Raw genomic sequence first — 21,791 nt, forward strand, 5'->3', positions numbered from 1 at the left:
AAGCATGAAGTTGAAGGTTCTGATCGCCGACGATCACGCCATCGTGCGCCAGGGGCTGCGTGCGCTGATAGACAAGGAAGACGACATGATGGTGAGCGCCGAGGCGGGGACCGGCGCCGAGGCTATCAGCTTGACCCGGGAGGAGCGCCCCGACATCATCGTCATGGACATCTCCATGCCCGACACCAACGGCATCGATGCCACCCGCAGCATCACGGCTGCCTTCCCCGAGGTGAAGGTGCTGGCCCTGTCCATGGAGTCGGACCGCCGCTTCGTGGTCGAAGTGCTGAAGGCGGGGGCCAACGGCTACGTGCTCAAGGATGCCGCCTTTTCCGAGCTCGCCACCGCCATCCGCGCCGTGGCCGCCGGTGAAACCTACCTCCCTTCGCGGGTGACCACCCTCTTGATCAAGGAGTACCTGCAGCGCATCCCCGAGGACGTTCCGGCGACCTACGAGAACCTCTCCACGCGGGAGAGAGAGATCCTGCAGCTCATCGCCAACGGCTCCAACGCCAAGGAGATCGCCTTCGCCTTCGGCGTCAGCGTCAAGACCGTGGAGAACCAGCGCCACAGCATCATGAAGAAGCTCGACCTGTTCAGCATCGCCGAATTGACCAAGTACGCCGTGCGCCAGGGGCTGACCTCCTTGAAGTGAGGCCCATCCCAAGGCCCGCGCTGCTTGTGATATGCCGCAGCCGGGCCTGCCGATTCACCTATTTATTTGCGGGTGCGCTTCACCGCATACTGGCGCAGTCTCAACTGCAACCCACGCGCGCCAGGGGTAGGAAATGCACACGAAAGTCCAACCGGAGGAGGTCCGGGACTCCACGAAAGAGCAAGCGGACGAGGCGCGGGAGCCCTCCGGCGCCGCGACCGATCAGCCCGACGAGGCCCGCTGCCGCACCCAGTCGCTGGTCTCGGCGTTTTCCATGTGCCTGCTGAAGAAGCGTTCCTGCCCCTACGCCATGTCGTTCGGCCACCAATATTTGTGCCGGCATCCCAATCACACCAGGTTCCTGGTCCCTTCCCAAAAGCCTAAAAAGTAGACCGCGTCCTCCCTCGTCCCGGCATCCCCGCCATCTATCGCTTGACACGAAAGCGACCCACTATACACTTGTCCAGTTGTAAATTAATAAAATCTAATATTTGAACAGCGCTTCCCCTGTCAGCCGTCGCGTCGATCGCCAGCAGAGCGACCGCAGTCACCATGCAACCTGCATCCTCCCGGCACAAAGGTATGACTCAGGAGGTACACCATGAAAGCGAGTACGAAGGACCAAGCCAAAGGCAAAATGCATGAGTTGAAAGGACAGGTAAAGGAATCGGCAGGAAAGACCACCCGTAACGTTTCCATGGAGCAGCAAGGCAGGGGGGAGAAAATCACCGGCAAGGTTGAGAAGAACGTCGGTAAGGCGGAGAAAAAACTGGAGAAATAACGCCACACCTGGCCTGCCACCGGGTGGAACAACGCTGCGGGGGGTGCCGTCACGGGACTTTCCCGGATGCCCGGTGGTGGCTGCGGTCGCTCTGCTGGTGATCGTGGCGTTACCTTGAGTGAAGCGAGCCGGTCAAAGAGGAGGTCCTTCATGCCGCTGGTACATGTCCTACTGGTTCTGATCGTGGTCGGCGTTTTGCTGTGGCTCGTCAACACCTACATCCCCATGGCGGGGTCGATCAAGTCGATACTCAACGCCGTCGTCGTCATCGTGGTCGTGCTCTGGCTTCTGAACGTCTTCGGACTCATGGACAACCTGACGAGGCTCAGAGTGGGTAAGTGACAACAGGCAACCGGGAGCCGCGGCAGGTAACTGGAGGTTCCCAAAGGAGGCAACATGCTCTGGACGATCGTAGTGATACTTCTGGTACTGTGGCTGCTGGGACTGGTAACCAGCTACACCTTGGGCGGGTTCATCCATCTGTTGCTGGTCATCGCCATTATCATCGTTATACTGAACCTGATACAGGGACGCAGGCCTCTATAGCCAGAGAGGCTGCGGCAAAGACAACGGGACGGGGTGTCAAACCGTCTCGACACGGTACGAGGGGGAGCCGCCAGTGAAAACAGTGTTAACACTCTTAGCAGTTCTTGCCGCCTTGCCGGCCTTCGCCGCCGGCCCTGACGCCATGCCGGGAATGGACGCCGCGGTGCCCGCCTCCCCCGGTTACGTGATGAAGCGCCCCATGGCGGGCCAGATGATGCGCTCCCCGGAGCACCAACTGATGATGGCCTACCACAAAAACGTAGCGAACTTCGGCCGTCTGCTCTACAGGGCGGCGGAAGAAGGGGCCACGGTCTCGCCGCAGCTGGCGCGGGTGGCGGTGGCCGAGATGAGGCGCAGCGTCGATGAGATGGAGAAGTACCGCGCGTCCGTAGCGGGGCAGATGCCCCCCGAGCGGCAGCGCATGATGGACGGGCACCTGGTGCAGGTGAAGAGCCACCTGAGGGAGCTGGAGCTGGTGGTGCGGCAGGACCGGATCGACTCCGAACAGGTGAAGCGGCTTGTCGAGCCGATGCTTTCCGGTCGCGGTGCCCCCGACTGCGCCCCCGGGAGGGGAAGCGGGGACGGGTGGCGCGGCGGGGCTCCCGGGCCCGGCATGATGATGGAACGGATGCTGGGTAAGGTGAAGGAGCAGGACGCGGAGCTGGCGGCGCGGGTGCGCGAGATGGAACAGGCGCCGCGCGAGAAGAAGCTGGATCTCCTGGCGGCAATCGTGGCCAGTATGGTGCGGCAGCGGGCCGAGATGACGGAGGAGATGGAGAAAAACCACCACGAGATGATGCACCGGTTCGGGCCGATGCCGCAGCAAGAGATGAATGAGGATGACTCCGACGACGAGGACCATGGCTGGAACGGCGACGAGTCGGACGAGGATTGACCGGTAACGGTGCGGCGCGTGCCGCACGTGTCTGACACCAAAAGAGGCCGGCGCATGGGAGGTGATCTTCTTTCCCGCGCCGGCCTCTTCTCGTTTGCCGAACCGCCAGCCTGACCTTTTCAGAACTGCTTCGCCTGCATCCGCCCCCGGGGGTTGTGCAGGAAGTTGGCCTTCTCCTTGAGCAGCGCGGTTATCGTCCGTACCGGTACCGGGCGGCTGAAGTAGTACCCTTGCGCCTCTTCGCTCCCCTCTGCCTGCAGCCAGGCCAGTTGCGACGCGTTCTCCACCCCCTCGGCGATCACCTTGAGCTGCATGCTGCGCCCGATGCTGATCACCGCCCGCACCACGGCCGCGTTATCGCTGTCGCGGGCGATGTTGCGGATGAAGGACTGGTCGATCTTCAGTTTGTCCACCGGCAGCTTCTTTAAATAGCTGAGGCTCGAGTAACCGGTGCCGAAATCGTCGATGGAAAGCTGCAGCCCGAGCGCCTTCATGGCAGCCATGCTCCCCAGCACCCGCTGCGGGTCGCTCATGATGGTGGCCTCGGTGAGCTCAAGCTCCAGGGACTCGGGCGGGATGCCGGTCTCCAGCAGCGAGGCCTCGATGGTCTCCTCGAAGTCGCGGTGCTGGAAAAAGCTGGCGGAAAGGTTGACCGCCGCCGATACCTGCCCAAGCCCCTGCTGCTGCCACTGGCGCAGCTGCCGGCAGACGGTGGGGATGATCCACTTGCTGATCTGGTGCAACAGGCCGCTGTCCTCGGCGGTCTGGATGAAATACTCGGGCATCATCAGGCCGTGCACGGGGTGCTGCCAGCGGATCAGTGCCTCCATGCTGCAGAAGTGGCCGGTGGCCAGGTCCACCTTGGGCTGGTAGTGGAGCACGAACTCGTCGTGTTCCAGAGCGTGCCGCAACTCGGCCTCCAGGGCGAAGCGCTGGTTGGCCATCTCGTTGAGCCTGTGGGTGAAGAACTCGAAGTTGTTCCCCCCTCCTTTCTTGGCGTGGTACATGGCGATGTCGGCGTGCTTCAGGAGGGAGAGGTAGTCCTTGCCGTCCTCGGGGTAGATGCTGATGCCGATGCTCGGGGTCACGATGACGTTGGTCCCCGGGAGCGGGAAGCCGGCATTGATGATCTTTTCCGCCACTACGGTCGTCTCGGTTACGCCGCAGTCCCAGAGCACCACCACGAACTCGTCGCCGCCGAGCCGGGCCACCACGTCGCAGGAGCGGGTGCAGTCTCCGAGCTTGCGCGCCGCCGACTGCAACAGTCGGTCCCCCACGTCGTGCCCCAGCGAGTCGTTGATCTGCTTGAAACCGTCGATGTCGAGGAACAAAAGGGCCACGCTGGTGCGCGTTTTCTGGGCCACCTTGAGGACGTCCTCGATCCTGGCGTAGAGGGTACTGCGGTTGGGGAGCTTGGTGAGCGGGTCGTGGTGGGCGAGGAAAAAGATGTTTTCCTCGGCGCGCTTGATGTCGGTGATGTCGAGGATGAAACCGTCCAGGCGGGATATCGCGATGCGGTTCCCCTTGCGGACCCGTTGCACCGCGCAGTTGTTGAGGATCCAGCGTATCGACCCGTCCTTGTGCATGATCCGGTGCCGGATCGGGTCCTGGTCTTCTCCAGCGAAGATGCTGTTGAGGAACTGGACCACCTGGTTGCGGTCCTCCTCGTGGATCATGGTGAACCACAAAAGGGGATCGCGGTAGTACTCCTCCGGGCTGTACCCGGTGATATCCAGGCACTTGGGGCTGTGGTAGATGGACTTGATGTCGCCGTCCTCGAAGCGGACGCTGTAGACGTACTCGTTGATATTGCTGACGATGGTGCGACACTGCTCCTCGCTTTTCAAAAGCGCTTCCTCCGCGTTCTTGCGCACCGTGATGTCGCGGATGTTGAACTGCAGCACCTTGCTCCGGTCGATACGGTAGCCGGTGACCACCACCTCGACGATGACGCCGCGGCCGTCGCGCGTGGCGAGGCGCAGGTCGTCGTTGTGCAGGTAATCCCGGTGCTGGAGCACCGCGAACTCGGCGTCGCTCGCGGCGAGGGGGGTGAGGGGGGGGACTTCCCAGAGCAGCTTTCCCACCAGTTCGTCCCGTTGGTATCCCAGCATCTCGGTGAGGTAGGGGTTGACGTCGTGTATCTCGCCGGTGCCGGCGTCGACGATCATGATGCCGTCCTTGGCGGCCTCGAAGAGACCGCGGTAGCGCGCCTCCGTGATCTGCAGGGCCTTGGCGGCCTTCTCGCTTTCGGTGATCTCTATCAGGGCGAGCCTGATCTCGGAGCCGTCCCGGCAGGGGATGGCCTCGATGCGTAGCTGTTGCAACGCGTTGCCGGCGTCGGAGAGCAGGGCGTTGCAGGAGTTTCTCTGGTTCGAGGCGAGCAGGCGCTCGAAAAAGTCGGCCAGCGGCCGGCGTGAGCTCTCGCTGAACAGGTCCGCGAACGGGCGCCCGATCAGGGAGTCGCGCTCCACGCCGAGCATCTGTGCCCCGGTAAGGTTGACGGCGCGGATCACCCCGAAGCGGTCCAGGGTGATGTGGGCAACCGGTGCATGCTCGTAAAGGTCGGCATACAGCTTGAGTTCCGCAGCGAGTTCGTTGCGGGAAAGGCGCGTGGCCTTGGCGGTTTTTTTCGAGTTGCTTTTTTCGGAACGAATCCGGGTGGTACTCTTCGTTCCTACTGCTCCGCTCATGGGCTCCTCCGTGTTGTCGGCCAAATGAGGTTTGCGGCTAGTTTCGATGCTGTGATTCCAGTGGGTTACCCGTAGGGGGGCGGTCACTCTCCTAATTGGTCCGGCGCCCCTGTCGTTATTATGATAAAAATGATAAGGGAAAAGGAGCAAAAGTGCACCGGGAATTATCGAAACAAAGGTTCATTTAGCCCCTGCAATGGGCGATATTTCAGCATGTTGCGGGGTGGCAGCCTGAAACGGGAACGGCCATGATCACCAACGACCTGGAACCATTGCCGGATAACGAGGAGAACCGTTTGCTTGCGGCGAACGTGCATCCCGAGGGGTGGTGCAACCCGCAACCCGCGGAGCGCTACAACCTTGTCGTCGTGGGTGCCGGAACCGCCGGCCTGGTCTGCGCGGCGGGCGCCGCCGGCCTCGGAGCGCGGGTGGCCCTTGTCGAACGCGGTTTTTTAGGCGGTGACTGCCTAAACGCCGGTTGCGTCCCGTCCAAGGCGCTCCTGCGGGCGGCCCGCGCCGTCTTCGATGCCCGCTCCGGCGGCGGGTTCGGCGTGGTTGGAGGCGAAGGGGTGGGGGGCGATTTCGGCGCCGCCATGGCACGGTTGCGGAGCCTGAGGGCCGATATCAGCCGGCATGACGCGGCGCGGCGCTTCCGGGACGAACTGGACGTCGACGTCTTCTTCGGCGCGGCGCGCTTCACCGCGGCGGATCGAATCGAGGTGGCCGGTGCGGAGCTGAAATTCGCCCGCGCCGCCCTCTGCACCGGTGCCCGCGCCGCCGTACCCCCCGTTCCCGGCCTGGCAGAAGCGGGCTATCTTACCAACGAGACCGTCTTCTCGCTCACCGAACTCCCGGCGACCCTGGCGGTGATCGGCGGTGGCCCCATCGGCTGCGAGCTGGCCCAGGCCTTCGCCCGCTTCGGGGCGCGGGTGACCCTGGTCGAGCCGGGACCGCGGCTCTTGGGGCGTGACGACCCCGATGCGGCGAGCCTGCTGTTGGAGGCTTTCCGCCGCGAAGGTGTGACGGTGCACCTGGGCACCGAGGTGATCGCCGTGGAGCGGGGCGGCGCCGGCGGCAAGGTACTGCGATTGCGGCGGCAAGGGATGCCTTTGGAGGTGGAGGTCGACACCATACTGGTCGGCGCCGGGCGCGCCCCCAACGTGGAGGGGCTCGGGCTGGAGGAGGCCGGGATAACGTACGACCGAAACGGGGTCACCGTGAGCGACACGCTGCAGACCGCCAACCCGCGCGTCTACGCCGCCGGGGACATCTGCTCGCGCCTGCGCTTCACCCACACCGCCGATGCCCAGGCCCGCATCCTCATCGCCAACGCGCTCTTCAAGGGGAGACGCAAGAACTCCGCGCTCACCATCCCCTGGTGCACCTACACCGATCCCGAGGTCGCCCACGTCGGCATGTCCCCGGCCGAGGCCGCGGCTGCCGGCCTCGACGTGGACACCCTGACCGTTCCCTTCACCGAGGTGGACCGCGCCGTATTGGACGGCGAGGAGGGGGGCTTCGCCCGGGTGCACCTGAAGCAGGGGACCGACACCATCCTCGGCGCGACCATCGTGGCGCGGCACGCGGGTGAGATGATCAGCGAGATCACCCTCGCCATCGGCTCCGGGCTCGGCCTCATCGCCATTGGCAACACCATCCACCCGTATCCCACCCAGTCCGAGTCGTGGAAGAAACTCGCGGACGCCTACCAGCGCCGCCGCCTCACCCCCCTGGTGCGCAGGCTCCTGGCGGCCTGGCTTTCCTGGCAAAGAAAATGGTAACGCCCGGCGCGCCGATATGCTAAAACCTGCATACCCCACAGATGCAGGAGCCGCACTTTCATGAACCTGAAGAAGATCCTGATACTTCTCGCCGTCGCCGCAGCGGTGGCGCTGTTCTTCCTTTTCGACCTGCAGCGTTTCCTCACGCTTGAGGCGCTCAAGGCGAACCGGCAGCTCCTGGCGGGCTACTATGCCGAGCACACGGGGACGAGCGTCGCCCTGTTCATGGCGATCTACATCCTGCAGACCGCGCTTTCCCTTCCCGGCGCCGCCATCCTGTCCCTCGCGGCGGGCGCGGTCTTCGGGGTGCTGGCCGGGACGGTCTATGCCGTCTGCGCCGCCACCATCGGGGCGACCCTCGCCTTCCTGGTCACCCGCTACCTGCTGCGGGACCTGGTTGCTGGGCGCTTCGGGGCACGCCTCGAGGGGCTCAACCGGGAGCTGGAGCGGCGGGGCTTAAACTACCTGCTGTTTTTGCGGCTGGTGCCGCTCTTCCCGTTTTTTCTGATCAACCTCGCCGCGGGGCTCACCCGGCTGCCGCTGCGCGTCTTCGTGCTGGGGACGCTGGTCGGCATCATCCCCGGGGGCTTCGTCTTCGTGAACGCCGGGGCGAGCCTCGCCGCCATCAACTCCCTTGGCGACGTCGCCTCGCCGCGGGTCCTCGGCTCCTTCGCCCTGCTGGGGCTGTTCGCACTGGCGCCGGTCCTCTACGGCAGGCTGAAACAGCGGCAGAATCATTTTTGACATCCCGCAAGTGTCCGTTTACACTCTCCTAATCGCTCGGCCCACCTTTTAATAAACGAGGCGTCCATGCCGGAAGTGTTACTTGCCGATTTTCAGGTCAAACGCCTGGAAGTCCTGAACGAGAAGGGGGAGGCGGACCAGGAGTTGCTGCCGGACCTCTCCGACGCCGAAATCTGGCGCCTGTACGAGCTGATGCTGCTGGCGCGCATCTTCGACGAGCGCGCCGTCGCCCTGCAGCGCGAGGGACGCATCGGCACCTATCCCCCCATCCGGGGGCAGGAGGCGGCCCAGGTCGGCAGCGCCTTCGCCCTGGCCCAAAAGGACTGGCTCTTCCCCTCCTTCCGGGAGATGGGCGCTCACCTGACGCTGGGCTACCCGATTCCGCAACTGCTGCTGTACTGGGGCGGCGACGAACGGGCCCAGAAGGTGCCGCCAGGATTGAACATCTTCCCCTTCTGCGTCGCCGTCGGGAGCCAGATCCCGCAGGCGGCGGGAGCGGCGCTCGCCGCGCGCTACCGGAAGGACCCGGTGGCGGTGATCACCTACTTCGGCGACGGTGCCACCTCCAAGGGAGACTTCCACGAGGCCATGAACCTCGCCGGCGTCTTCAACCTCCCCCTGGTCTTCATCTGCCAGAACAACCAGTGGGCCATCTCCATTCCGCTGAAAGGGCAGACCGCCTCCGCATCCCTGGCCCAGAAAGCGATCGCCTACGGCTTTCAAGGGGTGCAGGTCGACGGCAATGACGTTTTCGCCGTGTACCGGGCCACCCGCCAGGCGGTGGAGAAGGCGAGAAGCGGCGCCGGCCCCACCTTCATCGAATGTCTCACCTACCGCATGGCCGACCATACCACCGCCGACGACGCCGGGCGCTACCGATCCGGTGAAGAGGTGGCCTTCTGGGCCGCGCGCGATCCCATCCTGCGCCTGGAGCGCTTCCTGGAGGGCCGCGGGCTCTGGACCCCGCAAAAACGCGAGGAGGCGGCGGCACAGGCCGCCGCCATCGTCGACGCCGGTGTTGCAGCCATGGAAGCCTCGGCCCCGCCGGTCGCATCGGAACTTTTCGACGAGGTCCTCGCCACGCTCACCCCGCGCCAGGCCGGCCAAAGGAAGGTGCGCTGATGGCCCAGCTTAACATGGTACAGGCGATCAACCAGGCGCTGTCCCTGGAGATGGCGCGCGACGACCGGGTGCTTCTGCTCGGGGAGGACGTCGGGCGTGACGGCGGTGTGTTCCGGGTCACCGAAGGGCTCCTGGAGCGCTTCGGCAGCGAGCGCGTGCTCGATACGCCCCTGTGCGAATCGGGCATCATGGGGGCGGCCATCGGCATGGCGGCCTACGGCCTGCGACCGGTCCCGGAAATCCAGTTCCTCGGCTTCACCTATTCCGCCTTCGAACAGCTCTTCGCCCACGCCGCGCGGCTTCGTTCCCGCTCGCGCGGCCGCTACAGCTGCCCCATGGTGGTGCGCACCCCCTACGGCGGCGGCATCAAGGCGCCTGAACTGCACGAGGAGAGCACCGAGGCGCTCTTTTGCCAGGTCCCGGGGCTGAAGGTGGTGGTGCCGTCAGGGCCCTACGTCGCCAAGGGGCTCTTGCTGGCGGCGCTGCGCGACCCTGACCCCGTGCTGTTCCTGGAGCCGACTAGGCTGTACCGCCTGCTGCGCGAGGAGGTGCCGGAAGGGGAGTACCTGGTGGAGCTGGGGCGGGCCCGGGTGGCGCGGCCGGGAAGCTCGGTGACCGTGGTGGCCTGGGGGAGCATGCTGGAGCGGGTGCTGAAGGCGGTCGAGGGGTACGACGCCGAGGTGCTGGACCTGCTGACACTGAACCCCTTCGACAGCGAGACGATCGTCAACTCCGTGCGCAAGACCGGGCGGCTGGTGATCGTGCACGAGGCGGCCAAGACCTGCGGCTTCGGCGCGGAGATAGCCGCTACCGTCGCCGAGGAGGCGATCCTGCACCTGCGCGCCCCCATCCTTCGGGTCACCGCGCCGGACGTGCCGGTCCCCCTGGCCAAGCTGATCGACCACTACCTTCCGTCGGCGGAGCAGATCAGCTCCGCCCTTGACGAGGTGCTGCAGTACTGAAAAGGAGAAGGACGCATGCCTTTCGACTTCAAACTTCCGGATCTGGGCGAAGGGATCGTCGAGGTGGAACTGCGCCGCTGGCTGGTCTCCGAAGGGGATGCGGTCGGGGAACACCAGCCGCTGCTGGAGGTGGAGACCGACAAGGCGGTGGTCGAGGTCCCCTCGCCCCGGGCGGGTGTGGTGGCCGGGTTGCGCCACAAGGAGGGGGAAACCGTCAAGGTGGGCGAGGTTCTGCTGACCTTGGCGGAGCGCGCAGCTGAACCGCGACCGCAGTCGCAGTCGCAGGGGCAGGGGCAGGGGCAGGGGCAGGGGCAGGGGCAGGGGCAGCAGCAGGGGGGGGCTCCGCGTCCGGCCTCGGTGGGCATCGTGGGATCCCTCCCGGAGGCGGAGGAGGAACCGGGCCCGGCATCTGCCGGCATGGCCGGTTCGCTCCCTAAGGCGGGGGAGGCGCCAGCCGCCACGGGCCCCGCCGAGTTCGAGGGACTGGCGACGCCGATGGTGCGCAAGCTGGCGCGCGAGCGCGGCATCGACCTTCGGAGCGTCAAGGGGAGCGGCCCGCGCGGCTGCATCAGGCCCGAGGACCTGGATCGGCAGCTTCCTCCCGCCGCCAGGGTCATGGGGGGCGCCGGGGCGGAGGAGCGGGTGCCGCTGCGCGGCCTGCGCCGCACCATCGCCCGCAACGTGATCGCCTCCCAGAGGACCACGGCCTTCGTTACCAGCATGGAGGAGGTGGACATCACCGACATCTTCGAGATGCGCATCCGCGAGCAGGGGGAGGTGGAGTCGCGCGGCACCCACCTCACCTTCCTCCCCTTCTTCATGAAAGCCGTGCAGCATGCGCTGAAGGAGCACCCGCTCCTGAACGCCTCCGTCGACGACGAGGCCCAGGAACTGGTGTTGAAGCGGCACTACCATTTCGGCATCGCGGTGGACACGCCGGAGGGGCTCATGGTCCCGGTGATCCGGGATGTGGACAAGAAGAGCATCATCGAGCTGGCGCAGGCGATCCAGGAGCTGGGGCGCAAGGCGCGCGAGCGGAGCATCGCCCTGGAGGAGCTGCGCGGCAGCAGTTTCACCATCACCAATTACGGCCACTTCGGCGGCACCTTCGCCACCCCCATCATCAACTGGCCCGACGTCGCCATCATGGGGTTCGGGCGCATCGTGGAGCGCCCCTGGGTGCACCGGGGCCAGATCGTCATCAGGAAGATCCTTCCTCTGTCCCTCACCTTCGACCACCGGGCCACCGACGGCGCCGACGCCGCCCGCTTCCTGGGCAAGGTGCTCCGCTACCTGGAAGACCCCGCCCTGTTGTTCCTCGACTGCGGCTGAGCGGGGGCGCCTCAGTAATCCCTGAAGCTCATCGCCTTCTTGACCCGCTCGCGGGCCAGCGCATCCGCGGCCGCCCGGGGCGGGACGCCGGCATCCGCCGCCCTCTCCAGCACCATCCTGGTGTTGCTCCTGATCCTCTCCGCGATCGCCGCGAACGCCTCCCGCTCGTTTCGGCCGGCGTACTCCATGGCCGCCATGATCACGCCCCCCGCGTTGGCGATGAAATCGGGCAGCACCAGGGTGCCGCGGGCGTGCAGCTGCTGTTCGGCGTCGGCGGTGCAGGGGATGTTGGCCCCCTCCAGGATCAGGCGGGCCCGGACCTCCCCGACGTTGCCCGCGTGGATGACGTCCGGCGTCGCCGCCGGCACCAGGATGTCACAGGGAACGGCGAAGATTTCATCACGGGACAGGCGCATCCCCTTGCCGCAGTCGGCGACGCTTCCCCCTTGGCGCTTCGCCTCGACCAGTGCCGCAAGCTCCAGCCCGGCTGGATCGTGGACGGCGCCGCGGCTGTCGGAAGCCGCCACCAGCCGCGCCCCCTTGTCGAGGAGGAAGCGCGCCGCCGCCTTGCCCACGCTCCCAAACCCCTCGACGGCGACCCGTGCCCCCTGCAACTCGATCCCCGCGTATCCGGCCGCGACCTCGGCGCATTCGGCCACACCGAATCCCGTCGCCCCCAGTTGGTCCAGCGGCAGTCCCCCCAGTTCCGCCGGGAGCCCGACCGATCTCCCGGTCTCGTCGCGGATCCAGGCCATGGCCGTCTCGTCGCACCCCATGTCGGGGCCGGGGAGGTAGTCGGTGAGGTCGGCGATCATGCGCGCGAAGACCCGGAAGATCCTCTCCTTGCGCGGGCTGGTCGGGTCGGCGACGATCCCCGCCTTGGCGCCGCCGTGCTGCAGGCCGGCCGCGGCGTTTTTCAGGGTCATGGCCCGCGCCAGCCGCGCCACCTCCTCGACGCTTACCGTCGGCGACATGCGCACCCCGCCGACCGCGGGACCAAGGGCGGTATTGTCGATGACCACGAAGGCACGGATCTCTTCCTTCGGGGAATAAAGGTGGATGACCCGTGAAGGGCCAAGTTCATCGTAGTGGATCTCTGTCATAGGACACCTCACCGGGTCGCTGTAGCACATTAAACAGAAGGCAATGACGTCAAATGAATCTATCACGCTCCCGGCAGGTCGCAACGCACCGCCCCTACGAACTGCGGATGTGACTGCCTGCGAGCCTTTTTTTCAGCCGTACATGGCATGGTCGCTGTTGTTTTATTTGGCGGAGATGGTAGAGTGGGGGCGCAAACTGACTGAGAGGATCCTCCGAATGGCCCACCCTTCCATAACCTGTCCCGAATGCGGACGCGCCACCGATGCCAGATACTCCTCGTGCCTTTGGTGCGGCGCGGCACTGCCGCGCTCCGGCGGGAGGATCATCGAGGTGGTGCGTGGGGACCGGGGGGGCGACCTCGTCATCAACGGCATCATCGTCGCCAACGTGCTCTACTACCTCCTGTCGCTGCTGATCTCCAGCCGGAGCGCGCTTGGCGGTGGGATCTTCGGTTTCCTGTCCCCGGACGACAACAGCCTGGCGCTGCTGGGCGCCACCGGGACCTACCCCGTCTTCCGTTATGGCCTCTGGACGCTCGTTTCCGCCAACTACCTGCACGGCGGGGCGCTGCACATCCTGTTCAACATGATGGCGCTGCGCCAGATCGGACCGTGGGTATGCGCCGAGTTCGGCGCGAGCCGCATGTTCGTCATCTACACGGTGAGCGGCATCGCGGGATACGTCCTCTCCTTGCTCGCCGGTGTCCCCTTCACCATCGGCGCCTCGGCGGCGGTGTGCGGCCTCATCGGGGCCCTGTTTTATTTCGGCAAGAGCCGCGGCGGCAACTACGGCCAGGCCGTCTCCCGCGAGGTGAGCGGGTGGTTGATCAGCCTGGTGGTCTTCGGCCTGATCATGCCGGGCATCAACAACTGGGGGCATGGCGGCGGCATCGTCGGCGGCATCATCATGGCCAAGCTCTTGGGCTACCGGGAGCGCAGCCCGGAGGGGGGCCTGCATCACGTGGCGGCCCTGTTCTGCGTGCTCCTCACCGTCGCCGTCCTCGCCCTGGGCGCCTGGAAGGGCCTTTTGGTCCTCTCCTACCGTCATTTCTGATCCACGACCTCCTGGTCAACCCCGCGCCGGCGCGTCGTTTTTCCCGCGCACCGCATCCCGCCGCCGACGCTCTCCCCGTCAACAAGATCCCGCCCCGCAGTTGGTCTGACCAGGTCAAACCACCCCGGTCCCGATTGGCTTTGTCTAATGCGTAACTGCTTGTTTGCAGACGTAAAATCCGGTATGGTATGACCAAAATTTTCGACGGGAGAGGCAGATGAGTGTCCACGAAGTAAACCACCCCCTGGTGAAGCACAAGATTGGCCTGATGCGCGAGTCCGGTATCAGCACGAAGAAGTTCCGGGAACTCACCGCCGAGATCGCCTGCCTGCTCGCCTACGAGGCCACCAGGGATTTCCCGCTGGAGTCCCGTTCCATCACCGGCTGGGACGGCAGCAGCATCGACATCCAGCAGATCAAGGGGAAGAAGGTGACCGTGGTCCCCATCCTGCGCGCCGGCATCGGCATGCTGGAAGGCGTCCTGGACATGATCCCCAACGCGAAGGTGAGCGTGGTGGGCCTGGCCCGGAACGAGGAGACCCTGGAGGCGCACACCTACTTCGAGCGCTTCGTGGGCAAGCTGGACGAGCGCCTGGCGCTGATCATCGACCCGATGCTCGCCACCGGCGGCTCCATGGCCGCCACCATCGAGATGCTCAGGAAAAGCGGCTGCCGCCAGATCCGCGTGCTCTGCCTGGTGGCCGCGCCGGAGGGGCTCCAGAAGATCACCTCGGCCTATCCGGACATCGACATCTACGTGGCCGCCATCGACCAGCGGCTCAACGAGCACGGCTACATCCTCCCCGGGCTGGGCGACGCCGGCGACAAGATCTTCGGCACCAAGTAACACCCCTGCTGCACTCAAGCGGGGGGTGCCCCCTCCGTATCATCTTCCTAGCGAGGTCAATTGCATGTCTGAAGTAAAAGATCCGGTCTGGCGCCAGGCGCTGTCCGGCGCGCAGATCCTTTTTGTCGCCTTCGGCGCGCTGGTGCTGGTTCCGATCCTCACCGGCCTGAACCCGAGCATGGCCCTGCTGGGCGCGGGGGTGGGCACCATCATCTTCCAGCTCTGCACCAAGCGCCAGGTCCCCATCTTCCTGGGGTCCTCCTTCGCCTTCATCGCGCCCATCATCTACAGCGTGCAGACCTGGGGGCTCCCCTCGACCATGGGCGGGCTTTTCGCCGCCGGCTGGCTCTACCTCGCCTTCTCGCTCGCCATCTACCTGCGCGGCGCCGATTTCGTGCACCGCATCATGCCGCCGGTCGTGGTCGGCCCGATCATCATGATCATCGGCTTGGGGCTTGCCAACGTGGCGGTCAACATGGCCATGGGCAAGACCGGGGACGGCAAGGCGGTCCTCATCGATTACAACACCGCGCTCATCGTGGCCGGCATCTCGCTTGCCACCACCGCCACCGTCGCGGTGCGCGCCCGCGGCATCTTCCGGCTCCTGCCGGTGCTCTCCGGCGTCGCCGTGGGGTACGTGGTCTCCATCTTCCTCGGCCTCGTCGATTTCTCCAAGATCGCCGCCGCCCCTTGGCTCGAAGTCCCCACCTTCGTGACGCCGCAGTGGAACTGGTCCGCCGTCCTGTTCATGGTCCCGGTCGCCCTGGCGCCCGCCATCGAGCATGTCGGGGACGTGGTCGCCATCGGCGCGGTGACCGGCAAGGACTACACCGACAAGCCGGGCCTGCACCGCACCATGCTGGGTGACGGCCTGGCGGTCTGCGCCGCGGCACTCGTGGGCGGCCCTCCGGTCACCACCTATGCCGAGGTCACCGGTGCGGTCATGATCACCCGCTGCTACAACCCGGTCATCATGACCTGGGCCGCCGGCTTCGCCATCGTGATGGCCTTCTTCGGCAAGTTCAACGCCATCCTGCAGTCCATCCCGGTGCCGGTCATGGGGGGGATCATGATGCTCCTGTTCGGCTCCATCGCCTCGGTGGGCCTGAACACCCTGATCCACGCCCAGGTCGACATGCACCGCCCGCGCAACCTGATCATCGTGTCGCTGGTGCTGGTCTTCGGTATCGGCGGGCTCAGCGTCAACGTGGCCGGCCAGCACCTGCACGGCGTGAGCCTGTGCGGCATCGCCGCCATCCTCTTGAACCTCCTGCTCCCCAAAGGGGAAGCCGCCCCGATGGGGGGCGATGCTGTCGAGGAAGAGCCCGAGGAGACCGTAGCCTAGCCTCCGGCCGACGCCTCTCGCAAAACCAACCAAAACGCCGTCCCGCTCTCGCAGGGCGGCGTTTTTTTTCGTGGCCTGACAATGTCGGGGCGAATAATTATTCGCCCGCCTCTCCCTCGTGGATAAAGGCCCGCGTCCCCTCCCCGGCGAGGCGCCTTTCCCCTCCCCAGGTGTTTACTTGGCGGCTCCGCGCCTGGACGCCTTTGCGTTACCCGCTTGATGCTGTCGGGTTTTGCTTGCCCTCCTGACGCCCCGTCTCAATTGCCAACTCCGCCGACATCGGTATAATCTATTCGTTTTAAATTAGAATAAATTAACCTTGTAGGCCGGCGCACCCTTTCGGTTGCCGGAAGCGAACCGCGCCCCGCGGCAGCCGGGCGCCCAAAAAGGAGGTCGTCATGAAGGGAAACGAGAGGGTGATCGAGCAGTTGAACGTACGCCTGGCGGAGGAGCTGACCGCGATCAACCAGTACATGGTGCACGCGGAGATGTGCGAAAACTGGGGCTACAAGAGGCTGTATTCTGCCATCAGGGAGCGCGCCGTCACCGAGATGAAGCACGCCGAGAAGCTGATCGAGCGGATCCTGTTTCTGGAGGGAAGGCCCATCGTGAGCAGGCTGGATCCGATCCACATCGGCGGGGAGATCCCGAAGATGCACCAGTTCGACCACGCCCTCGAGGAGAGCGCCATCAAGGGGTACAACGAGAGCATCAAGCTGGCCATGGAACTGGGCGATAACGGGACCAAGGAACTGCTGGAATCGATCCTCAAGCAGGAGGAGAACCACATCGACGACATCGAGGCCCAACTCGACCAGATCTCGCAGATGGGGGTGCAGAATTACCTGGTGGACCAGGTCGGCTGACGCAGGTTGCCGGCTGGCGGATACGGAGAGAGGGCGCCGGGATCACTCCCGGCGCCCTCTTTTAGTGTGCGCCCTGGGCGTCCTGCGCCTTTTCCAGTTCTGCCAGGCGCGCCCGCAGCGCCTTTTCCTTCTGCCACCGGGCGCTCACGTCCCGCATCACCGCCACGGTTCCGGCGACGTTCCCCTCGGCATCCCTGATGATGGTCATGGAGAATTCGGTCGAGATGCGTGAGCCGTCCTTTTTCAGTGCGGGGGCCGCCAGCAGTTCCTTCGCGTAGCGCGTGGCGCCGGTTTCCATGACCCGGTAGTACCCCTCCCAGTGCCGGGCGCGCTGGTTCTCCGGGATGAAGATGTCGAGCGACTGCCCCAGCGCCTCCTCCGCGCTGAACCCGAGCATCTCTTCCGCCCCCTTGTTCCAGAGTCTGATCAACCCCTCCCTGTCAGAGAAGATGATGGCGTCGTTGCAGTTCTGTACCAGCTGCCGGTGCAGCTCCTGTATATCGATATCCTTCATGGTGACCTCCCGTGCGGTTTTGTCTCAATAGTACCATCCCCCGTGCAACCGGCTCTTGACCCAGGTCAAGAGATCGGGATGGTGCGGCGCGTGACGTGTCCGGTTTCCATTAAATATACATAATATTGAACACTGTTTCTAAAGATGATGTAAACAGCAGCCGATATTCACACTACTGACAGAGGACTCTGGGGTCCATCGGGGAGGGGTGATGTTCAAGAACAAGCTGATGCACAAGATCCTGGCGATCATAGGTGTGAACCTTCTGGTGGGAAGCACCATAGTCGGTTGCCTGGCGATCTGGCTCCAATACAGCTCCACCATGAAGCTGCAGGAGCAAAACAGCCGTACCATGTCCGCGGTCATCATCGACGAGATCAAGTCTTTCATGATGAAGGACGACTCGAAGTCGGTGCTGAACCTGGCCAAGGCAGCGAAAGAGCAGAATTTCGGCTTCGACCTGCAGATCTATGGCAAGGACGGCAAGGATCCGGTCACCGGCGCGGTCAACAAGGACGTGACCGAAAGCTTCGCCACCGGCAAAAGGATCGAGCGGCGCGAGACGGTGAATGGCCTGCACGCCCTGCGCGCGGTGGTGCCGATGAAGAACGAGCAGCGCTGTCAGCAGTGCCACGACGCCGGGGACAAGTACCTCGGGGCGGTGCTGCTCACCTCGTCCCTGGAGGGCGGCTACCAGAGCGCCGTGAAGATGATCACCATCCTGGTGGGGGCCGGTTGCGTCTTCTTCCTCTGCATGATGGTCGGGATGTACGTCTTCTTCAAGAATTCTGTGATGCGCGAGATCCTGTTCTTCTCGGAGAAGCTCAAGGACATCGCGGAAGGGGAGGGGGACCTCACCAAGGAGATCCCGGTCCGCTCAGACGACGAGGTCGGCGACCTGGCACGCCACATCAATCACCTGGTCAAAAAACTGCGCGAAACCATCACGGTGCTCTACGACCTGGCCGAGAGCATCTCCATCTCGCTGTGCCAGGTCTCCAGCCGGGCCACGAACACGGTCGCCTCGGCCGCGGACCAAAAGCAGCGCTCCGAGGCGGTGGCGGTGGCCACGGAGGAGATGGCGGCGACCCTCAACGTCGTCGCGGGCAACACGCACCAGGCGGCGGAGTTCTCCTCGGAGGTCGACGAGGCGGCCAACCGCGGCATGGGCGTCGTGGACAGCGCCTGCAACTCGATCACCCTGATCAGGGAAAACGTGGCGCAGACCCTGGGGACCGTGCAACGGTTGGAGACCTCGTCGGCGCAGATCGGCGACATCATCGTCCTGATCGAGGACATCGCCGACCAGACCAAGCTCTTGGCACTGAACGCCGCCATCGAGGCGGCCCGCGCCGGCGAGCACGGACGCGGGTTCGCCGTGGTCGCCGACGAGGTGAAGATGCTTTCGGAGAAGACCGCCACCTCCACCAAGGAGATCGCCAAGATCATCACCAACATCCAGATCGAGAGCCGCGAGGCGGCCCGCTCCATCACCGAGGAACAGGGGCGGGTGGATGACGGCGTCGAGAAATCGGCGGCGGCTAAGGAGTGCCTGGAGCGGATCCTGGGGCTCGCCGGAGAGACGGCGCAGCTCATCAACCAGATCGCGTCCGCCACCGAGGAGCAGAGCGCAACCACCAACGAGATCGCGGAAAAGATCCACAACGTCTCCAGTTCGGCCTCCGCCGTCCACGAGGACATGCTGGAAAGCGACCGGGCCTTCACGGACCTGACCCGGGTGGCGGAACAGATCTTCTCCACGGTGGGGAAATTCAGCGTGGGGAACCGGCACGACGAGATGAAGGCTCTCGCCACCGAGCTGAGGGACAAGCTGGCGGCGACCATAGAGCAGGGGGTGGCCTCGGGGAGGATCTCCATGGCCGACCTCTTCGACCGCAACTACCGCCCCATCGCCGATACCTCGCCGCAAAAGTATCACACCGCCTTCGACAGCTTCTTCGACCAGTACGTCGGGCCGGTGCAGGAGGAGATCCTGGCGCGTGAGGGGACCATCTTCTTCGCCATCTGCGTCGACGATCACGGCTATGTCCCCTGCCACAACGTCCGCTATTCCAAGCCCCTGACCGGCGACCCCGAAACCGACAAGGTGAACAACCGGACCAAGCGGATCTTCGACGACAAGACCGGCCTCAAGGCCGCGCAGAACACCGAGCCGTACCTGCTGCAGACCTACATGAGGGACACCGGGGAGATCATGAACGACATCTCGACCCCCGTCATCCTGAACAACCGGCACTGGGGCGCGGTCCGGATCGGCTACCTCGCCAAATAGCGCGGCGCCCGGGGCGCGGGACACGGTCCCCCCGGGCGCCACCGCGTCACACCTGGGTGCCGCTCCACGAGGGGCGGCCGTCCACCCTTCATTTGTTTTATTTTTGTGTAAGACGCCCAGCCGGCAGCGGCTGCCGCCGCGGCGCGCGCCGAGGCTGGCACCCCCGGTCGCGCCGGCTCGCTCCGCCTGGGCGACCGCTACCCCTCTGTCGTGCTGGCGTCCATAGAGGGGCAGAATAGAAAGAAAAATTTCCTCCGGTGGCCGCACGCCCCCCTTCATGAAAATACCCAATTTAACAGAGTAAACCGCGCCGTCACGGGCGGGGTCCGCTTCCCCGGAGGCACGAAACAACTTTTTATTCTTGACGTGAACGGCAAGTTCAGATTAGATTGCATACTGTATACATTGCCGCGGTGTCCGCTCAACGGGCTCCCACCGCGGCGCGAGGGGATCCAGGGGGTCCCGTGGGTGGCGCTTGGGGTTTTTAGTTGACTCGACGGCCCCGCTTAAGTAGAATCCGGTTCTAATTTTACCTCAAACAGGGATAAAGCCGCGCCTGACAAGCCCTTTACCGCGCGGGAAATGGCGTCAAAAAACATGCGATTTGTCAGCTTTACGCTGATTTGGATGTAAACATCAAAACAAAACAGGAGGCAGATATGTCCGAGTACGGCACACTTCAAGACCGGGTACAATGCAAACAACTTTTGAACAAGGTCAAGACTCCCGAGCAGACGATAGAGTTCTTCAAGAACGGGATGAACCTTGGTTGGTCTGGTTTTACCCCGGCCGGTTATCCGAAAGTGGTGCCCATCGCCCTGGCTGACCACGTTGAGAAGAACAACCTGCAGGGCAAGCTGAAGTTCAACCTCTTCATCGGCGCTTCCGTCGGTGCCGAGACCGAAGACCGTTGGGCGACTCTGGACATGATCGACCGCCGCTGGCCGTACCAGACCGGCAAGAACATCGCCGCGGGCATCAACTCCGGCCGCATCCGCATGGGCGACAAGCACCTCTCCCTGTTCGCACAGGACCTGGGCTACGGCTTCTACACCAAGGACTCCGAGAGCGGCAAGCTCGACCTCGCCATCATCGAAGTCTCCGCCATCAAGGAAGACGGCTCTCTGGTGCCGACCTCTTCCTGCGGCGTCATCCCTGAGATCCTGATGATCTGCGACAAGATCATCCTCGAGGTGAACACCGGACAGCCCTCCTTCGAAGGGATCCACGACCTCCTGACCCCGCTCACCCCGCCGAACCGCCAGATCTTCGGCATCACCCATGCCGGCGAGAGGATCGGTTCCACCTCGATCCCCTGCGACCCGAACAAGGTCGTCGCCGTGGTCGAGTCCAAGCTGCGTGACCAGGGTCGCGCCTTCGCCGAGCAGGATGACACCTCCGAGGCGATCGCGAACCACATCATCGACTTCTTCACCGCCGAGGTTAAAGCGGGCCGTCTGCCGAAGAACCTGCTCCCGATCCAGTCGGGCGTGGGCTCCATCGCCAACGCCGTCATCGGCGGTCTGGCCAAAGGCCCCTTCAGCAACCTGACCGTCTACACCGAGGTGCTCCAGGACACCATGCTGGACCTGTTCGACTCCGGCAAACTCGACGCAGCTTCCTCCTGCTCGCTGTCCCTCTCCGCAAGCCCGGGCTTCCCGCGCTTCTTCGAGAACATGGACAAGTACTTCGACAAGATCACCCTGCGTCCGCTCTCCATCTCGAACGCACCGGAGCCGATCCGTCGTCTGGGTTGCATCGCCATGAACACCCCGGTCGAGATCGACATCTTCGCGCACGCCAACTCCACCCTGGTCGGCGGTACCCGCATGATCAACGGCCTGGGCGGCTCCGGCGACTTCCTCAGGAACGGCTTCCTGAAGATGATGCACACCCCGTCTTCCCGTCCGAGCAAGACCGACCCGACCGGTATCTCCTGCGTCGTGCCGCACTGCTCGCACATCGACCACACCGAGCACGACCTCGACTGCGTCATCACCGAGCAGGGCCTGGCCGACCTGCGTGGCCTGGCTCCGAAGGAGCGCGCCCGTCGCATCATCGAGAAGTGCGCGCACCCGGATTACAAGGCGCAGCTCACCGAGTACCTCAACATCGCCGAGAAGGACTGCCTGGCGAGGAAGGTCGGCCACGAGCCGCAGCTGTGGGATCGCGCCTTCAAGATGCACCTCAACCTTGAGAAGAACGGCACCATGAAGCTCAAGAACTGGGATGTGAAGATCGACCTCTGCGAGGACTAGTCG

General features: G+C 64.5%; 20 protein-coding genes. 17 read left to right on the forward strand and 3 right to left on the reverse strand.

Annotation, left to right across the window (positions count from 1 at the left end; genetic code table 11):
- Positions 1–4: 4 nt before the first annotated feature.
- From KOL99_RS14395 to KOL99_RS21825, 6 genes are all read left to right on the forward strand, one after another.
- Positions 5–655, forward strand: coding sequence for a response regulator transcription factor (locus tag KOL99_RS14395; RefSeq protein WP_216511178.1), 651 nt, complete (start codon positions 5–7; stop codon positions 653–655).
- Positions 656–788: 133 nt separating this feature from the next.
- Positions 789–1,046, forward strand: a complete 258-nt coding sequence (locus KOL99_RS14400) for a hypothetical protein (protein WP_216511179.1) — start codon at positions 789–791, stop codon at positions 1,044–1,046.
- Positions 1,047–1,256: 210 nt separating this feature from the next.
- A complete protein-coding gene (locus tag KOL99_RS14405; protein WP_199396606.1) occupies positions 1,257–1,436 on the forward strand; it encodes a CsbD family protein in 180 nt (59 codons plus the stop codon).
- Between the two features lie 150 nt (positions 1,437–1,586).
- Positions 1,587–1,778, forward strand: coding sequence for a Thivi_2564 family membrane protein (locus KOL99_RS14410; protein ID WP_216511180.1), 192 nt, complete (start codon positions 1,587–1,589; stop codon positions 1,776–1,778).
- A 54-nt stretch (positions 1,779–1,832) separates the two neighbouring features.
- Complete coding sequence (locus KOL99_RS14415; RefSeq protein ID WP_183345221.1) at positions 1,833–1,982, forward strand: lmo0937 family membrane protein; 150 nt, start codon at positions 1,833–1,835, stop codon at positions 1,980–1,982.
- A 73-nt stretch (positions 1,983–2,055) separates the two neighbouring features.
- Positions 2,056–2,877: a hypothetical protein gene (locus KOL99_RS21825; RefSeq protein WP_328760460.1), complete on the forward strand. Its 822-nt coding sequence runs from the start codon at positions 2,056–2,058 to the stop codon at positions 2,875–2,877.
- Between the two features lie 119 nt (positions 2,878–2,996).
- Here the strand turns inward: KOL99_RS21825 and KOL99_RS14425 are convergent, their stop codons facing one another.
- Positions 2,997–5,567 carry a sensor domain-containing protein gene (locus KOL99_RS14425; RefSeq protein WP_216511181.1) on the reverse strand — a complete coding sequence of 857 codons (2,571 nt, stop codon included), beginning with the start codon at positions 5,565–5,567 and terminating at the stop codon, positions 2,997–2,999.
- A gap of 248 nt (positions 5,568–5,815) precedes the next feature.
- Here KOL99_RS14425 and KOL99_RS14430 point away from each other — a divergent pair, with 248 nt between their 5' ends.
- From KOL99_RS14430 to KOL99_RS14450, 5 genes are all read left to right on the forward strand, one after another.
- On the forward strand, positions 5,816–7,348 hold the full coding sequence (locus tag KOL99_RS14430) for a mercuric reductase (RefSeq protein WP_216511182.1): 1,533 nt from the start codon (positions 5,816–5,818) through the stop codon (positions 7,346–7,348).
- A 60-nt stretch (positions 7,349–7,408) separates the two neighbouring features.
- A complete protein-coding gene (locus KOL99_RS14435; protein ID WP_216511183.1) occupies positions 7,409–8,092 on the forward strand; it encodes a TVP38/TMEM64 family protein in 684 nt (227 codons plus the stop codon).
- 66 nt (positions 8,093–8,158) lie between these two features.
- Complete coding sequence (pdhA, locus tag KOL99_RS14440; protein WP_216511184.1) at positions 8,159–9,214, forward strand: pyruvate dehydrogenase (acetyl-transferring) E1 component subunit alpha; 1,056 nt, start codon at positions 8,159–8,161, stop codon at positions 9,212–9,214.
- On the forward strand, positions 9,214–10,176 hold the full coding sequence (locus KOL99_RS14445; RefSeq protein WP_216511185.1) for an alpha-ketoacid dehydrogenase subunit beta: 963 nt from the start codon (positions 9,214–9,216) through the stop codon (positions 10,174–10,176). The genes pdhA and KOL99_RS14445 overlap by 1 nt, the downstream gene beginning before the upstream one ends.
- Before the next feature lie 15 nt (positions 10,177–10,191).
- Positions 10,192–11,508 carry a dihydrolipoamide acetyltransferase family protein gene (locus tag KOL99_RS14450; protein WP_216511186.1) on the forward strand — a complete coding sequence of 439 codons (1,317 nt, stop codon included), beginning with the start codon at positions 10,192–10,194 and terminating at the stop codon, positions 11,506–11,508.
- A gap of 11 nt (positions 11,509–11,519) precedes the next feature.
- Here KOL99_RS14450 and KOL99_RS14455 read toward each other — a convergent pair whose 3' ends face one another.
- The gene (locus KOL99_RS14455; protein WP_216511187.1) at positions 11,520–12,611 is read right to left on the reverse strand and encodes a Glu/Leu/Phe/Val family dehydrogenase; all 1,092 of its coding nucleotides are present in this window, start codon (positions 12,609–12,611) and stop codon (positions 11,520–11,522) included.
- A 217-nt stretch (positions 12,612–12,828) separates the two neighbouring features.
- Here KOL99_RS14455 and KOL99_RS14460 point away from each other — a divergent pair, with 217 nt between their 5' ends.
- The 4 genes from KOL99_RS14460 (at position 12,829) to bfr (ending at position 16,723) form a co-directional block, all read left to right on the forward strand.
- Entirely contained in the window at positions 12,829–13,665 is an 837-nt protein-coding gene (locus KOL99_RS14460) for a rhomboid family intramembrane serine protease (RefSeq protein ID WP_216511188.1), read from the forward strand.
- Between the two features lie 217 nt (positions 13,666–13,882).
- Positions 13,883–14,512 carry a uracil phosphoribosyltransferase gene (upp, locus tag KOL99_RS14465; RefSeq protein WP_216511189.1) on the forward strand — a complete coding sequence of 210 codons (630 nt, stop codon included), beginning with the start codon at positions 13,883–13,885 and terminating at the stop codon, positions 14,510–14,512.
- A gap of 64 nt (positions 14,513–14,576) precedes the next feature.
- Entirely contained in the window at positions 14,577–15,857 is a 1,281-nt protein-coding gene (locus KOL99_RS14470) for a uracil-xanthine permease family protein (protein WP_216511190.1), read from the forward strand.
- Between the two features lie 398 nt (positions 15,858–16,255).
- Positions 16,256–16,723, forward strand: coding sequence for a bacterioferritin (gene bfr / locus KOL99_RS14475; RefSeq protein ID WP_216511191.1), 468 nt, complete (start codon positions 16,256–16,258; stop codon positions 16,721–16,723).
- Between the two features lie 61 nt (positions 16,724–16,784).
- On the opposite strand, the gene KOL99_RS14480 is transcribed toward bfr, so the two are convergent.
- Positions 16,785–17,237, reverse strand: a complete 453-nt coding sequence (locus KOL99_RS14480; RefSeq protein ID WP_216511192.1) for a PAS domain-containing protein — start codon at positions 17,235–17,237, stop codon at positions 16,785–16,787.
- A 211-nt stretch (positions 17,238–17,448) separates the two neighbouring features.
- On the opposite strand from KOL99_RS14480, the gene KOL99_RS14485 reads away from it, so the two are divergent.
- Positions 17,449–19,530 carry a methyl-accepting chemotaxis protein gene (locus KOL99_RS14485; RefSeq protein WP_216511193.1) on the forward strand — a complete coding sequence of 694 codons (2,082 nt, stop codon included), beginning with the start codon at positions 17,449–17,451 and terminating at the stop codon, positions 19,528–19,530.
- A gap of 659 nt (positions 19,531–20,189) precedes the next feature.
- Positions 20,190–21,788: an acetyl-CoA hydrolase/transferase C-terminal domain-containing protein gene (locus KOL99_RS14490; protein ID WP_216511194.1), complete on the forward strand. Its 1,599-nt coding sequence runs from the start codon at positions 20,190–20,192 to the stop codon at positions 21,786–21,788.
- The last annotated feature ends 3 nt before the right edge of the window (positions 21,789–21,791 follow it).

Origin of the sequence: Geomonas azotofigens, from assembly GCF_018919395.1 — a bacterium.
Classification (GTDB): domain Bacteria; phylum Desulfobacterota; class Desulfuromonadia; order Geobacterales; family Geobacteraceae; genus Geomonas; species Geomonas azotofigens.

What these genes read in the sequence shown, in the direction of transcription:
- KOL99_RS14400 (WP_216511179.1), top strand. Translation starts at nt 789, where the DNA reads ATGCACACGAAAGTCCAACCGGAGGAGGTCCGGGACTCCACGAAAGAG.
- KOL99_RS14450 (WP_216511186.1), top strand. Translation starts at nt 10,192, where the DNA reads ATGCCTTTCGACTTCAAACTTCCGGATCTGGGCGAAGGGATCGTCGAG.
- KOL99_RS14445 (WP_216511185.1), top strand. Translation starts at nt 9,214, where the DNA reads ATGGCCCAGCTTAACATGGTACAGGCGATCAACCAGGCGCTGTCCCTG.
- upp (WP_216511189.1), top strand. Translation starts at nt 13,883, where the DNA reads ATGAGTGTCCACGAAGTAAACCACCCCCTGGTGAAGCACAAGATTGGC.
- KOL99_RS14455 (WP_216511187.1), bottom strand. Translation starts at nt 12,611, where the DNA reads ATGACAGAGATCCACTACGATGAACTTGGCCCTTCACGGGTCATCCAC.
- pdhA (WP_216511184.1), top strand. Translation starts at nt 8,159, where the DNA reads ATGCCGGAAGTGTTACTTGCCGATTTTCAGGTCAAACGCCTGGAAGTC.
- KOL99_RS14430 (WP_216511182.1), top strand. Translation starts at nt 5,816, where the DNA reads ATGATCACCAACGACCTGGAACCATTGCCGGATAACGAGGAGAACCGT.
- KOL99_RS14480 (WP_216511192.1), bottom strand. Translation starts at nt 17,237, where the DNA reads ATGAAGGATATCGATATACAGGAGCTGCACCGGCAGCTGGTACAGAAC.
- bfr (WP_216511191.1), top strand. Translation starts at nt 16,256, where the DNA reads ATGAAGGGAAACGAGAGGGTGATCGAGCAGTTGAACGTACGCCTGGCG.
- KOL99_RS14425 (WP_216511181.1), bottom strand. Translation starts at nt 5,567, where the DNA reads ATGAGCGGAGCAGTAGGAACGAAGAGTACCACCCGGATTCGTTCCGAA.
- KOL99_RS14405 (WP_199396606.1), top strand. Translation starts at nt 1,257, where the DNA reads ATGAAAGCGAGTACGAAGGACCAAGCCAAAGGCAAAATGCATGAGTTG.
- KOL99_RS14470 (WP_216511190.1), top strand. Translation starts at nt 14,577, where the DNA reads ATGTCTGAAGTAAAAGATCCGGTCTGGCGCCAGGCGCTGTCCGGCGCG.
- KOL99_RS14485 (WP_216511193.1), top strand. Translation starts at nt 17,449, where the DNA reads ATGTTCAAGAACAAGCTGATGCACAAGATCCTGGCGATCATAGGTGTG.
- KOL99_RS14395 (WP_216511178.1), top strand. Translation starts at nt 5, where the DNA reads ATGAAGTTGAAGGTTCTGATCGCCGACGATCACGCCATCGTGCGCCAG.
- KOL99_RS14410 (WP_216511180.1), top strand. Translation starts at nt 1,587, where the DNA reads ATGCCGCTGGTACATGTCCTACTGGTTCTGATCGTGGTCGGCGTTTTG.
- KOL99_RS14435 (WP_216511183.1), top strand. Translation starts at nt 7,409, where the DNA reads ATGAACCTGAAGAAGATCCTGATACTTCTCGCCGTCGCCGCAGCGGTG.
- KOL99_RS14490 (WP_216511194.1), top strand. Translation starts at nt 20,190, where the DNA reads ATGTCCGAGTACGGCACACTTCAAGACCGGGTACAATGCAAACAACTT.
- KOL99_RS14415 (WP_183345221.1), top strand. Translation starts at nt 1,833, where the DNA reads ATGCTCTGGACGATCGTAGTGATACTTCTGGTACTGTGGCTGCTGGGA.
- KOL99_RS14460 (WP_216511188.1), top strand. Translation starts at nt 12,829, where the DNA reads ATGGCCCACCCTTCCATAACCTGTCCCGAATGCGGACGCGCCACCGAT.